General features: G+C 43.4%; 11 protein-coding genes. 5 read left to right on the forward strand and 6 right to left on the reverse strand.

Annotation, left to right across the window (positions count from 1 at the left end; genetic code table 11):
• Window positions 1-19: 19 nt before the first annotated feature.
• Window positions 20-1651 carry a diguanylate cyclase gene (locus tag NST94_RS19615; RefSeq protein ID WP_076130764.1) on the reverse strand — a complete coding sequence of 544 codons (1632 nt, stop codon included), beginning with the start codon at window positions 1649-1651 and terminating at the stop codon, window positions 20-22.
• Window positions 1652-1868: 217 nt separating this feature from the next.
• On the opposite strand from NST94_RS19615, the gene NST94_RS19620 reads away from it, so the two are divergent.
• Entirely contained in the window at window positions 1869-2138 is a 270-nt protein-coding gene (locus tag NST94_RS19620) for an ACT domain-containing protein (RefSeq protein WP_036685776.1), read from the forward strand.
• A 17-nt stretch (window positions 2139-2155) separates the two neighbouring features.
• Window positions 2156-3511 carry a PFL family protein gene (locus tag NST94_RS19625; RefSeq protein ID WP_248548616.1) on the forward strand — a complete coding sequence of 452 codons (1356 nt, stop codon included), beginning with the start codon at window positions 2156-2158 and terminating at the stop codon, window positions 3509-3511.
• A 90-nt stretch (window positions 3512-3601) separates the two neighbouring features.
• Here NST94_RS19625 and NST94_RS19630 read toward each other — a convergent pair whose 3' ends face one another.
• The gene (locus tag NST94_RS19630; protein ID WP_248548519.1) at window positions 3602-4012 is read right to left on the reverse strand and encodes a hypothetical protein; all 411 of its coding nucleotides are present in this window, start codon (window positions 4010-4012) and stop codon (window positions 3602-3604) included.
• Between the two features lie 207 nt (window positions 4013-4219).
• Between NST94_RS19630 and NST94_RS19635 the strand changes: the two genes are divergently transcribed.
• Complete coding sequence (locus NST94_RS19635; RefSeq protein WP_076305547.1) at window positions 4220-5257, forward strand: glycosyltransferase; 1038 nt, start codon at window positions 4220-4222, stop codon at window positions 5255-5257.
• A 13-nt stretch (window positions 5258-5270) separates the two neighbouring features.
• Complete coding sequence (locus NST94_RS19640; protein ID WP_076301772.1) at window positions 5271-6338, forward strand: glycoside hydrolase family 99-like domain-containing protein; 1068 nt, start codon at window positions 5271-5273, stop codon at window positions 6336-6338.
• A 33-nt stretch (window positions 6339-6371) separates the two neighbouring features.
• Here NST94_RS19640 and NST94_RS19645 read toward each other — a convergent pair whose 3' ends face one another.
• Window positions 6372-7832: an MFS transporter gene (locus NST94_RS19645; RefSeq protein ID WP_076190510.1), complete on the reverse strand. Its 1461-nt coding sequence runs from the start codon at window positions 7830-7832 to the stop codon at window positions 6372-6374.
• Between the two features lie 164 nt (window positions 7833-7996).
• Between NST94_RS19645 and NST94_RS19650 the strand changes: the two genes are divergently transcribed.
• Window positions 7997-8416, forward strand: a complete 420-nt coding sequence (locus NST94_RS19650; RefSeq protein WP_076130769.1) for a MarR family winged helix-turn-helix transcriptional regulator — start codon at window positions 7997-7999, stop codon at window positions 8414-8416.
• 53 nt (window positions 8417-8469) lie between these two features.
• Here the strand turns inward: NST94_RS19650 and NST94_RS19655 are convergent, their stop codons facing one another.
• From NST94_RS19655 to NST94_RS19665, 3 genes are read right to left on the reverse strand one after another with little or no spacing between them, the layout of a single operon-like run.
• Window positions 8470-10137 (reverse strand): extracellular solute-binding protein, encoded by a 1668-nt coding sequence (locus NST94_RS19655; protein ID WP_339187776.1) that lies wholly within the window; start codon window positions 10135-10137, stop codon window positions 8470-8472.
• Window positions 10134-11540: a response regulator gene (locus NST94_RS19660; protein ID WP_339281191.1), complete on the reverse strand. Its 1407-nt coding sequence runs from the start codon at window positions 11538-11540 to the stop codon at window positions 10134-10136. Before NST94_RS19660 ends, NST94_RS19655 begins: the two co-directional genes overlap by 4 nt.
• On the reverse strand, window positions 11533-13278 hold the full coding sequence (locus tag NST94_RS19665) for a histidine kinase (RefSeq protein ID WP_076215698.1): 1746 nt from the start codon (window positions 13276-13278) through the stop codon (window positions 11533-11535). Before NST94_RS19665 ends, NST94_RS19660 begins: the two co-directional genes overlap by 8 nt.
• Between the last annotated feature and the right edge of the window lie 65 nt (window positions 13279-13343).

Consider the following 13343-nt stretch of genomic DNA (forward strand, 5'->3'; position numbering starts at 1 on the left):
CAACATATTCAGAACCCAATTAGAACAAAAATCTATGAGCCAACCGCTCTATCCTCGACAATAACTCAGGCATATGGACCGGTTTGACTACATAATCATCGGCACCCATCTGCAGGGCATGTACAATATCCGCCTGATTGTTTCTTCCCGTCAACATGATCACTAATATATTTACTTCCGGATACGTTTTGCGGATTCTTTCCAGAACTTCTACCCCATCCAGATCAGGCATCACACCATCCAGCAAAATAATATACTTCTCATCCACGGCATACCAATCCGATTGCAGGAAATCAAGCCCATTCGCATAGCTGCTAACCTTCACCTCAGCAATATTCTCCGGCTCCCAAATGGCGAACTGACTGGTCACAATTCTCCGAATTAGCGTATCGTCATCCACAACAATCACATTCAGAACCGAATGCTTTTTAGTAGTGGATAAATGGTCCGAATAAAGCGTTGTCTGATTCCTTCCAGCATGCTTACTAGCATAAAGAGCCTGATCTGCTTCCTCAATCAATTTATCGGCTATATTCTCGGCATCTGTTACCTCAGAAATCCCGCTAGAGATAGTCACATGAAAGATTTCATTTTTCGCAAAAAAGTCAGTCGCCGCAAACCGCTCTTGAATACGCTGTATAACCAACATTGCAGATTCCGCATCCGTGTGAGGTAAGAACACTGCAAACTCTTCTCCCCCATAACGGCAAAAGGTATCCTCCAGACGGATGGAATTCTTCACAAGCTCGGAAAAGCCCTGCAGAACTTCGTCTCCGATTAGGTGACCATATGTATCATTAACGTTTTTAAAATAATCCAAATCAATCAGCGCTAACGAAAATACGCGGTTGGTCCGCTTAAAATCACCAATCAGCTGCTTCATGACTTGATTAAAGTGTTTGCGATTGAATGCGCCGGTCAAATCATCCACGATGATGGACTCCTGCCATTCTCTCTTGAGCTGAAAGCGATTTTTGATCAATACCAGAAATAAATCAATATCTACAGGCTTCGGTAAAAAATCCATCACCCCCAGCGAATACGCCTGCATTTGCGTCGCTTTGGAGTACTCCCCGCTTATAATGATAATGGGAATTCGTTCTTTTTTAGCCTTGCCGATAATTTGGTTCAACACCTCAATCCCGCTTTTATCCGGTAAAAGAATATCCAGCAGAATGAGATCTGGTTTCGTTTCATAAAAGATTTTGAGTCCCCGTTCAGCAGATAAGGCAATGCTTACATAGTAATTCTGCCTCTCCAACGACTCTTTCAGATAAGCAACTAGCTCTACATCATCGTCGATAAGAAGAATATCATTCTGTGTGAGCGTCTCAGCAGGTCCCTTTTTATCCAATGCTTTAACAGAGCTTGAAGCTGCCAATGAATGGACATTAAACAATGGAATCAGTGGATATAAATAATCCCCCCATTCCTCGACTGACCAACTCTTAAGACTGCTTTCCATGAAATAGGGCAGCGTATCCTCGGCAAATTGTTCGACATCCGGTAATCCGACAGTACCAGCAGTGCCTTTTAAATTATGCAAAAAACGATAAATGTCCTTTTCCTTCACTTCCGCCTGTTCCGTCCATTCCTGGAGGGTCATCTTCGTTCTTTGCTCAACCATATCTTTATATTTTTGTGTAGTCATATTTACTCCTTCAGACTAGCATATCAAACTCTCAGTTCATCACATTTTTTATAGGCTGTCAAATGAATTTTCTATAATTTCAGCTGCCAAAATAAATATTTAATCAAACTGACAAAAAACCTTTGGTTGAAGCTTGTTTCATCATTTGCAATAATAGTTGGAATGGTTCATTCCGTATACACGGTGAAATCAACAAATACAAAGGGAGGCTGTATTCATGAAGGGGATTATTACTGTATTAGGAAAAGATAAAGTAGGGATTATCGCTAAAGTATGTACATATCTAGCCGAACACAATTTGAACATTCTGGATATTTCGCAGACGATTGTTCAAGATTATTTTAACATGATGATGATTGTAGACATTTCTAGCTCAACTAAAGCTTTTGAGAATATTGTAGAGGAATTACATTTGCTTGGCGAATCGATTGGCGTGGAAATCAAGCTTCAGCATGAGGATATTTTTAATATTATGCACCGAATCTAGGAGGATGGCTGACCATGATATCACTAGTGGAAGTACAAGAAACGAATAAGATGATTCGTGAAATGAATCTGGATGTGCGTACCATAACGATGGGGATCAGCCTCATGGATTGTGCCCACACGGATATGCGCACCTTTAATCAAAATGTATATGACAAAATCACCAGATCCGCTGAAAAGCTCGTAAAGACGGGTGAAGATCTGGAAAGACAATTTGGGGTTCCTATCGTTAACAAACGGATTTCTGTCACACCCATCGCTATTGCCGCTGGTGCGGTGAAGACAGATACCTATGTACCTGTTGCTGAAATCCTGGACAAGGCTGCAAAAGAGGTAGGCGTTAACTTTATCGGCGGCTTCTCTGCACTTGTACAAAAAGGCTGCACCAAAGGCGATCGTATTTTGATTGACAGTATTCCTGAAGCATTGGCAGTCACTGAAAGAGTCTGCTCCTCGGTCAATGTCGGTTCCTCCAGAAGTGGAATCAACATGGATGCTGTGAAATTAATGGGCGACATCATTATCCAAACTGCGGAACGCACCAAGGATCGGGATTCCATCGGCTGCGCCAAGCTGGTAGTTTTCTGTAATGCAGTTGAGGACAACCCTTTTATGGCCGGAGCATTTCACGGGGTTGGTGAACGGGAATGTGTCATCAACGTTGGCGTCAGCGGTCCTGGGGTAATCAAACGTGCGCTCGAAGAGGTTAGAGGGCAGGATTTTGAAACCTTATGTGAAACCATTAAACGGACAGCCTTCAAAGTCACACGTGTCGGTCAGCTAGTTGCTCAAGAGGCTTCCAAACGGATGAATGTTCCTTTTGGGATTATCGATCTATCCTTAGCTCCTACTCCAGAAATCGGAGATTCCATTGCCGAAATCTTTCAAGTCATGGGTCTGGAGGAAGCTGGCGCTCCGGGAACGACCGCTGCTCTGGCGATCCTAAATGACAATGTTAAAAAAGGTGGCGTAATGGCCTCCTCCTATGTAGGTGGACTTAGTGGAGCCTTTATTCCGGTCAGTGAAGATCATGGCATGATTCAAGCGGTTCAGCGGGGTGCCCTTACACTAGAGAAGCTGGAAGCTATGACCTGTGTGTGTTCCGTAGGACTGGATATGATCGCTATCCCAGGAAGCACTACCAAGGAGACCATTTCCGGCATCATCGCGGATGAAGCTGCAATCGGTATGGTGAATAACAAAACCACTGCGGTTCGCGTGATTCCAGTAATCGGCAAGGACGTTGGTGAAATGGTCGAATTTGGCGGCCTGCTCGGATATGCACCAGTTATGGCAGTGAATGGCTTCAATTGCGCGAACTTCGTTAATCGTGGCGGACGAATCCCTGCTCCAATTCATAGCTTTAAGAATTAACAGAAACCTCAAACAGCAAGTCCCTATTTGTACATAGGAGACTTGCTGTTTTTTTATTAATCGGATGCTGAGCATGTTAGTTTACCTTGATTAAGCCCGTTGGATGCCGATATTAGGTGTTCCGCCAGTCAAATCGATAAATAATACATAATCATTTCCATCTGTGCCCTTCAGCACGAGACCAGTCTGACCTACAGCACCTACAGAAAAGTATCGAACCTGTTGCAGGCTGGTAGGAGCGCCTGGTGGCAATGTTGCTTGGTTCGTAGCGATCAACCGGGTTGCAGCTCTGATGGTGCCTGCCCCGCTAATTTCACCGGTTACCCCCAGATGACCGAGTATGGATTCACTGCCGTTCACATTTAGGCTTCCCATTATAGTCTGACTACCATTCAAATGCAGATTCGAATCGATAGTCTCATTTCCATTAACGTGCAGATCATTTTGAATGGTCTGACTTCCTGTAACTAGAACGCTATCGAAGGTTGGCAAGGCGATCATCCCTTTCAGGTTTTATAGTATATCTTATGTTAAACAAGCCAGCCCTGTCATAGATAGATATACAGCTTTCACTAAATCCGCTTTTTATCTTCGAGACTCTGATTAATGGTCTTATACCTAAAGTCAAAATAACCCCCTACACATATAATGATTAGCAAGACTCGGTGCTAGAGCGGACGACTGGCTCCACAGAATACAGGAGGAATTATGAAGAAGACAGCTAATAGGCTCACTCCTGAAAGGCCTTCAAGTCACGAAGTCACCATCAGCCAAGTTAATCCATCGCAACACCATAACCTCATCCTAGAGATGAACTCTTATAGAGCAGAGCCTTTGCAACGGGAACTCAAGCAATTAAGAATATTGCTGCTGGTTCCTACAGTGGCAAGTGATAAAATGCCTAATGTACGACTTTTTAAGGATCAACTAAGGCATTTGGTCAAAGAAGTACTTGCTATTAAATTCCAGCATAATCTGGAGGAATATTTAGCTCATTTTCAACCTGATCTAATATTAGCTCTAGGATCGGAGACCCTATTTCCGGAGGAGAACCTCCCTGCTCTGAAAGCTTCCAACGTTCCCAAAGCGGTATGGATGGCAGATGCCGCTTGTCTTACTCCAACAGAACGTAATCTGGCATTGTTGTTCGATTACATTTTCACACAGAACATAGCTAATCTGATCTATTATCAGGGTTTATGGGGCAAACATTCCAGCTTTCTCCCATATGCTGCGGATACGGATCTCTATTATCCAAGACGTGTGGAGGACTGTTATCAGAGTGACGTACTCATTCTTGGCGATTTCCAAATCGATAGTGTGCTTTACACGTTGGCGTATTCAGACCTACTTCAAGGCCTTAAGGTAATGATCGCCGGGCGTGGTTGGGAACCCCCCAGAAATTTCATTGATATCACCCATAGTAAAGAAATGTCCAGCTATTATAATGGAGCAAAAATCGTCATCAATTGCACTGGTTCTGTGCAGCAGATTATGGAGGTCACCGCTTGCGGCGTATTTCAGTTAGTGGAGGATCATCCCCATCTTCATAATTACCGAATTGCAGAAGAAGATCTCGTTCGTTTCCAGAACTTCAAAGAGCTCTCCGATAGCTTTAAGCACTATTTTTCACATAGTGAAGAAAGAAGAATTTCTGCCTCTCGTGCCCTAAAGGAACTTAAATATAACCATTCTTATATCCAGCAAGGAAAGTTACTGCTGAGAAAAATATTCAAGGAACCATAGGGGGTGACCTGACTTGAAATGCATTGCTTTTGTATTGCCTCAGTTTCATCAGATCTCAGAGAACGATTCCTGGTGGGGTGAGGGTTTTACAGAATGGACAAATGTCAGGAAGGCTGCAGCCCTTTATCCTGAACATGATCAGCCCAAGAAGCCATTAAATAATAACTACTATGATTTAACGGATCCTAAAGTGAAACAATGGCAGGCAGAGACGGCAAGGGCTCATGGCATTTACGGTTTTTGTTATTATCACTATTGGTTTAATGGCAGGCGGCTACTGGAACAACCGGTTCAGCAGATTCTTGCGAGCAAAGAGCCTGACTTCCCCTTTTGCCTTTCTTGGGCTAACGAACCCTGGACACGTAGCTGGGATGGTACCGAAGAGGATGTCCTGATGCCACAGGAATACGGAGAAGAACGGGATTGGCGAATGCACTTTTTTGCTTTGCTGGAAGCCTTCAAAGATGATCGTTATATCCGGGTGGAGGATAAGCCTGTCTTTATCATTTATCGATCTGCTAGTATCCCGCACTGTGAAGAAATGCTTCAATATTGGCGCGAATTGGCTCTGCAGAACGGACTTAAAGGACTTCATCTGGTCCGGACACTGGGCGGTTTCCCCCTAAAGAAAGAGCAAGGATTCGATGCCAGTCTGGAATTTGAGCCGCATTACACATTCGCACATGGCGGGGTTAAGCATTTATGGAGCTCAAAGCAGGTGGAGGATCAGAGGCATATCGTAATTGATTATGATGAGTTATGGGAATCCATGTTGGAGCGGACACCCCATAGAGACGGAGAAATCATATATCCGGGAGCCTTTGTCAACTGGGATAACACACCACGTAAAGGCCCTGCCGGACAAAGCACCTTAGGCGCTAATCCTCAAAAATTCGGCCAATACCTTTCACGACAAATTGAGCGCGCCAAAAAAATGTTCAAAAGTGAATATATTTTTATCAACGCCTGGAATGAATGGGCTGAAGGGGCCTACCTAGAACCGGATGTACGTTATCAATATCAATACTTGCAAGCCGTTAAGGAAGCCTTACAGTTTCATCACAAAGAAGATCCTTCTTAGCCGTAGCGCCAGAAGGATCTTTTTCATTTTATGTTATCTTTCAGATGACTGCACTTTGGCACTTCTTGCACTCACCAATCTCCAGCCAGTTAATAAAGCAGCCACTAGACATATCGATGCCGAGGTTACAAACACTACATGCATGCCCTCGATAAATAACTCTGGCCGACCAGGAACTAGCCCTGTCACCCTATAGCCGGCTTTACTGCTCATCACTTGAAAAAGTATTGTAGTAGCAATTGTTATGCCGACAACCATACCAACATTACGAACTAACGAATTGACACTACCCGCAGAACCAAGCTGTGTTCTTGGTACCTTAGACATGACAAGCGAATTGTTCGGCGATTGAAATAGACCACTTCCTATCCCCAGCATAGCGATCCACACACCTACCAGCACAACAGAGCTTCCTACATGAAGCTGTGCTAATCCGAACTGCGCAATAACCATGACCACCAGCCCTGCAAAAGTCAAAAATTCCGAGCCTATTTTATCCGATAGCGCTCCACTCATTGGAGCCACGACTACCATACATATCGGCAGCAGCATTAACAAAAAGCCTGCATAGAATGGCGATAAATTAAGCATGTTCTGTGCATAAAACGGCGCGATAATATTGAAGCAGAAATTCGCTGTAAATACGAGAAAACCACATAAGATACTTAAAGAAAACAACGGATTCTTAAATAATGACAGCTGCAACAGCGGTTCTTTTCTGCGAAGCTCCATCCATATGAAAGCAACGAAGCTGACTACAGCAACAATTATTGATGTAACAATTAAGCTGTTACCATATCCAAGCTGTTGACCTAGTAATAATCCTGCGAACAAAGTAATAATAAAGACAGCGAACAGTAAACTGCCCGGCACATCAATCGAAGATTTCACTCTCGTTAAATCCTTAGGCAATACCTTCCAGCCAAAAAATATAGCGATCAGGCCAATAGGGACGTTTACCCAAAAGATATACTCCCAGCCTAAGGTGGAAACCATAATCCCGCCTAAACTTGGGCCAGCTATACTTCCCAGAGACACGAATGTACCAATGAAACCAAGGGCTTTGCCACGCTCCGTGGCAGGAAAGATATCCGTAACAATTCCCTGACTGTTCGCCATGGTCATCGAAGCACCTAAGGCTTGAACAACGCGTGAAGCAATTAAGGCTGGTAAGCTTACACTAAGCCCACACAGCATAGATCCAATAACAAATACAATCGTGCCAATCTTAAAAATTCGAATCTTTCCTACGATATCTCCAAGCTTGCCGAAGAAAAGGATCGCCGCACAGATCGCCATTAAATATCCTGTTGTTACCCATTCGATTTGCGCCATGGGCAGCTTCAGTTGTTTGGATAGCTCAGGCAGAGCAATATTGACAATACTACCATCAAGGGTGGACATGAACGTAAAAATATTCAGAACAATTAAGATCATCCAGCGTTTCTTCTGAATTTCTTTATCCTCCTGATAGGTTGCACTTACAGAACTCATAACTAACACCTCATTAAATATTAATAATCACTGTTTAGTTGCGCACGCAACCAAACTCACCATACCCAGTGTACAACAATTTAGTTGCGTGCGCAACGACTTTATTGTACACTTTATTTCAAGGCAACAAATGAGCGAACATATAACCCAAAGAGGTGTCTATATTGGCAAGAGAGCCTATCGGGAAGCTAATTTCCCATCTTCACCGTCAAAATCAAAAGAAACTGGTTAAGCAATTTGTCCCCTATGGAATCGGTAGTGGTGGACAGCATAGCTTTCTTAAATTGATTCTTTCTCGGCCAGGCATTACTCAGGATCAGTTAACTGCCGAATTGAAGTTCGATAAAGCAACTACAGCACGTTCTGTGAAGCAATTAGAGAATTCGGGATATATCGAGCGCAAAGACGATCCTAATGATCGACGCTCTCACCTTCTATATCCTACCCCAAAAGCCATTGATTTCTTCCCAGTTTTACAGTCCATCTTAGATGAATTTAATAAAAGCCTTGTTGGCCATTTAACCGATGAAGAAGTAGAGCAACTACATTTCCTGCTGCAAAAAATCAGCAAAAACGAAGAATAGAACATAAGAAAAAGGATGTCCCACAGCCATTAGGCTGTTGAGACATCCCACGTTTACTTTTGCTTTACGAGCTCAGTAACTTCTTCCGTAATCTCTTCTCCGCCCATACTCTTCCATTTAGCTACAAACGCATCAAAATCACTAAGCGGTGAATCACCCACAATGATATTTAAGAACGTCTCATTCTCCAGATTCTGCAGTTCCGGCCATTTAGTCTTCATAAGCCGGGTGTTCCCATAAAAGACCCCACGCACTCCCTCTATAGCAGTTGAGGTTAACACAGCTACTCCATATTTATACGCATTCGCTGCTTTCCAGCCTTCAAGATCTTTTTTGGGCTGCTCTGTTTCCGCTACCCATTGATCATAAATGAGCCGGGTATCAGAATTTAATGTATCCGGGTCTATCTTTCCGTGCAAAGCCTGCTGGATATCAGCATAATGTTTCTCAATCGCATCCCTATAATCTATCAGAAGATCGAACGGATAATAAGCACGCAGCTGAATGCCTGTCTGCGCAGAGAAATCACCCAGCTTTTTTACCTCCTCTTGATTAGGATCCTGTCTTCTTTCGAGTCTTGTAAACACGTTTAATTGCTTGATTACAGCCTCAGGATGTTCAAACCCTTTACGCACAACAAGATATCGATCTGTTACCGGCGCTAAATGAGCGACAAACTTACCGGAATCGTCAACTGGAGCTGCATATGCTCTCCATTCTGCCTTCGTATCCAAAGCCACTGCCTCTGATAAAGGATAATAAGGCATCCACCAAGGACCAAAAAACATCCCGGATTTACCTGTAATAATAGGCTCCTGAGTTTCCTTATATAGTGCAAAGTCCGGATCCAGCAACCCCCGTTTATACCAATCAGCAAGTTTAGCAAGCGCTTGTTTGGTCTCTGGTGTAATGGAGCCATACACGATATTGCCGTTGTTATCCTTAATCCAATTCGTGGGGAAAGCGTGAAATGCACTAAACACAGCATCCAGACCATTAACTAATGGTTTAGTTCCATATACAATATTTTTGTAGCCGCTTAGACCGACGGTGTCTCTTTTTCCATTTCCATCAGGGTCTTTTTCAATAAAAGCTTTGGCAATTTTCTCGATGTCTTCAAAAGTTTGAGGAGGCCGCAGCTCCAGCTTCTCCAGCCAATCCTGACGTACCCAGAGCAGCACGGGAGAGTCAGCATCAATAGCTACATTCGGTAATCCATATAGTTTACCATCGCGGGAAGCGTCCTCTAATGCCTCCCCCTTTGTAGAATTGTACATATCCTTGATAAGTTCAGATCCATATATTTTATAAGTCTCTGTCAAATCTTCAATCATATCATTATCAATTAATTTCTTCAGTTGATCACGATCCACAACCATGGCATCAGGCAAATCGTTGCTATCAATGGCAAGCTGTACCTTTTGCGTAAAAGCATCCTCACCCTTCGCTTCCCAGGAGTGAACCACTTTGATATTCGTAATGCTCTCTAAATAACGGGTGATTGGATTGTTATCGTTGCTGTCACCTGTATTAAGCCGCGAGTCGGGAACCTTAAACCCTACTCGGATCACAATCGGATCCTCATATTTGCTATAAGCGATAGAAGTAGCTTCATCCCCTGCCTGAGGGCTTGCAACCGAATCTACAATACCAATATTGTCACGACATGATGTCATTCCAATGACCAGACACACTAGGAGGATAGATTTCCAAAATTTCATATTTGGTTTTTCCCCTCCGCACGGAATTCACTTGGTAATTTACCAATACGTTCTCTGAATAATCTGCTGAAATAACGATCATCCTCAAAACCGGACCGCGAAGCAATCTCACAGACGGGAAGAGTAGTCTCCAGCAGCAGTGATTTGGCAAGCTCCAGCCGCATTCCCCGTAAACATTCACCAAATGTCTCTCCGGCAAAACGAGCGAAACATTGGCTGAAATAACCACGGCTCATATTAATGACGGCTGCTACGTCGCTCTGATTGATTTTGTCACCTGCATGGCTCTGCATATAACGAACTGCGCGAATAAGACAAGACATAACCTCTTTAGTTAATCCAAGCTCCAGCATTCTTCGTCCCACATGATCAGAAAATCGCCGCAGCCAGTTCTTCCAATAGCACCAGTTCAGATTATGGGAGATGTCCCTTTCCAGTTGAGCAGCATCTTCAGGCTTTAATAGTAAAGAGCTCCAGCTTTGTATTAGAGAGTGTGCAAACGCCAGAAACTGATCAGAACGGGGTTTCTGCTGAAGTATGTTTGCTACAAATTTCTCCCACTCATTTCCATCAATTGTCCACTTCAAATTCTGTGCTTGCTCCAGCAGATTATCCGACTCTTGTTTTGAGTAGGGAGCCGCTGGTTCCTTCTTTATGTCTTCATATTTCAATGAGGTCAAATCCTCAGGTTCAGGATGATAAAATAGAATACGGTGTAATTTCGCAGTGAGCTGTTCCTCCAGTTCCTGCAAGGGTTGATCTCTCAATCCACTGATCAGCGCGGTCTGCCATCGTCCGGATAGCTGGATCTTAAGCTCACGTTTGCTCTCATCTATTGAGAAACGATGTAATAAGGGCGACATCCACATCTCATGAAAAGTAATGAGCGGATTATTTTTCACGCTGGACAGCTGAAATAATTCTTCTTCATTGCACTGATGATATAGGGGCAAATACAGCAGAGCCTTATCAGCAGCCATACGTTTACTTTCCCCACGAACCAGCGCATCCCGTGTATTGTCCTCCCATTTAATACGATCGACAAGACGTCTGATGGTTTCATCCGCATTTTCCATCTCAAGCAGTGTTTTTACAATATAGTCAACGGCTCCTAAACGCATAGCCTCCTGAACATAGTCAAATTCATGATGACAAGTAAGGACAACACAGCGAATGCCTGCGAACCGTTGTCTAACCATTTTAATGAGCTCGAAGCCTGAAATGCCTGGCATGGTCAAATCCACAAATAATAAATCTACTTCCTGCTGTTGAAGCAGCTCCAAAGCAGATTTACCATCACCTGCCTCCCCAACTATAACAATCCCTAAGGATGACCAGTCGATCAGGGATATGAAGCCTTTTCGCACGAGTCTCTCGTCATCGACAACTACAGCCTTAATCATCGAAGTCCTCCTTACCTTTCCTCGGAATCACAATGGATACAACCGTACCTTCTCCTGGATTACTGAACATCTCTAGCTTCATTTGTTCTCCATAATAGGTTCTAAGCATCCGGTTCACATATGAAAAACCAATTCCAAGTCCCCTTTTTTTCGCTCCATCATCAGACAACAGCTGATCTAATGTATCTGCATCCATCCCAGCGCCATTGTCTCTCACACATAGCTGAACCTCTCCTTCACCATGTTTCGTTATCTCAACATCTACCTTGCCATTATCGCTTAATCCATGATAAATCGAGTTCTCCACCAGAGGCTGAAGCAAAAATCTCGGGACAGCCACAGACAATACATCCTCATCAGCTTCAACGTTAAATTCAAATTCATAATCATAACGAATACGCTGCAGCTCCATATAATTTCGAATCGCTTCAATTTCCTCGCCAATGGTAACAATGATGCTTTGCTTGCCCAGATTATAATGCAGCACCTTTACAAGAAGAGTGACCAGCTTGTCGATCTCCTTCTGGCCGTTTAACCGGGCCATCCACTGTACCGTATTTAAGGTATTATGCAAAAAATGAGGATTGATCTGGCTGAGCAACTTCTCAATCTCAAATTGGCTTTTCTGTTTCTCATTATGGGCAACCGCAACAATCAGCTCATTCACCTGTTTTTTCATCTGCTGAAAGTTGGTAAGCACGAAATCAAATTCTTCCACATTCGTATAGGCTACCGGAGCGGTAACATTTTCCGCCATTCGGTTGATTTCAAGGTTGACCTTACGCAACGGACCATAAATTTTCCTCCAGATGATCCAAGCCAGAAATCCGGCAAAAAGAAGGGTGGAGAAGGCAAGTAAGATCATTTTATAAAACCAAGAATAAATTTCACTGTTGAATTCTGATTTTTTCACAACAGCAATAAGTTTCCAGCCCTGAGGACTCGCGTAACGAAACAGATGATATCCGCTTAGCGTTTCATGGGTGAGATTGGAGTTGCTTCCCGCAGCTTTAATAATACTTAGCGGAAGTTTGCCGTCGATCACTTTTGTACTATTACCTTGCTGATTGACCAGCAGATGATTTACTTTCATCCCGTAGGACTCCTGATTGAAGATTTTGCGAAACAAACTATAATTCGTCTCCAAATAAATATAAAGCTTATGCTGGCCCGGCACACGGACAATCCGCTGCTCCGAGAATACGAGATTATCACCAACAGCGTACATAGTGGGATGTGGTCCATAATAGTCAGCCCCGTTATATCGCATAAAAGACGGCAATGTACTGATATCAAAATTTCTGCGTGCGCTCATGTTGGTGAACAGAACGGGATCATCGCTGTCCGGCATAATGTAGGCTGTAAGTCCAATATAAGGGTTCGTAAAATTGACTAGATTGATCTTCTGGTTGATGGAATTCATCATTTGCGATTTGCGAAAAATTTGTTTTTCCTGAATAAATGAGGACATCTCCTGCACAATCTGACCGTCCAGAGCAAACTGTTTGGAGGCAAAATCCATATTGTCGATGGCATTCTCCAGGCTTGAGGCTTCCTGTCTCAGACTAGCGCTGATCCCGTTGCCAATTTTACCTGAAAGGATGGAGTAAATAGAGGTGTAGGTTACGAATCCTACTAAGAGAAGCGGAAGTAATGTTCCGATTACTAGATAGATAAATAAGGTATTGCGTAAGGATTTGACAGCTGGAGTATGACTCCGCAGGGGTACTCTTACCATCTGGATTATCCTCTTCTTTCTATCTGAAAGCGTTTTATATTAATGTGAGAATACCACATTTATCC

Origin of the sequence: Paenibacillus sp. FSL H8-0282 (genome assembly GCF_037963825.1) — a bacterium.
In the GTDB taxonomy this organism is placed as follows: Bacteria; Bacillota; Bacilli; order Paenibacillales; family Paenibacillaceae; genus Paenibacillus_AQ; species Paenibacillus_AQ odorifer.

Excerpts from the sequence above, each read along its gene's own strand:
- NST94_RS19660 (WP_339281191.1), bottom strand. The coding sequence starts at position 11,540 with ATGATTAAGGCTGTAGTTGTCGATGACGAGAGACTCGTGCGAAAAGGC.
- NST94_RS19620 (WP_036685776.1), top strand. The coding sequence starts at position 1,869 with ATGAAGGGGATTATTACTGTATTAGGAAAAGATAAAGTAGGGATTATC.
- NST94_RS19665 (WP_076215698.1), bottom strand. The coding sequence starts at position 13,278 with ATGGTAAGAGTACCCCTGCGGAGTCATACTCCAGCTGTCAAATCCTTA.
- NST94_RS19635 (WP_076305547.1), top strand. The coding sequence starts at position 4,220 with ATGAAGAAGACAGCTAATAGGCTCACTCCTGAAAGGCCTTCAAGTCAC.
- NST94_RS19615 (WP_076130764.1), bottom strand. The coding sequence starts at position 1,651 with ATGACTACACAAAAATATAAAGATATGGTTGAGCAAAGAACGAAGATG.
- NST94_RS19630 (WP_248548519.1), bottom strand. The coding sequence starts at position 4,012 with ATGATCGCCTTGCCAACCTTCGATAGCGTTCTAGTTACAGGAAGTCAG.
- NST94_RS19655 (WP_339187776.1), bottom strand. The coding sequence starts at position 10,137 with ATGAAATTTTGGAAATCTATCCTCCTAGTGTGTCTGGTCATTGGAATG.
- NST94_RS19645 (WP_076190510.1), bottom strand. The coding sequence starts at position 7,832 with ATGAGTTCTGTAAGTGCAACCTATCAGGAGGATAAAGAAATTCAGAAG.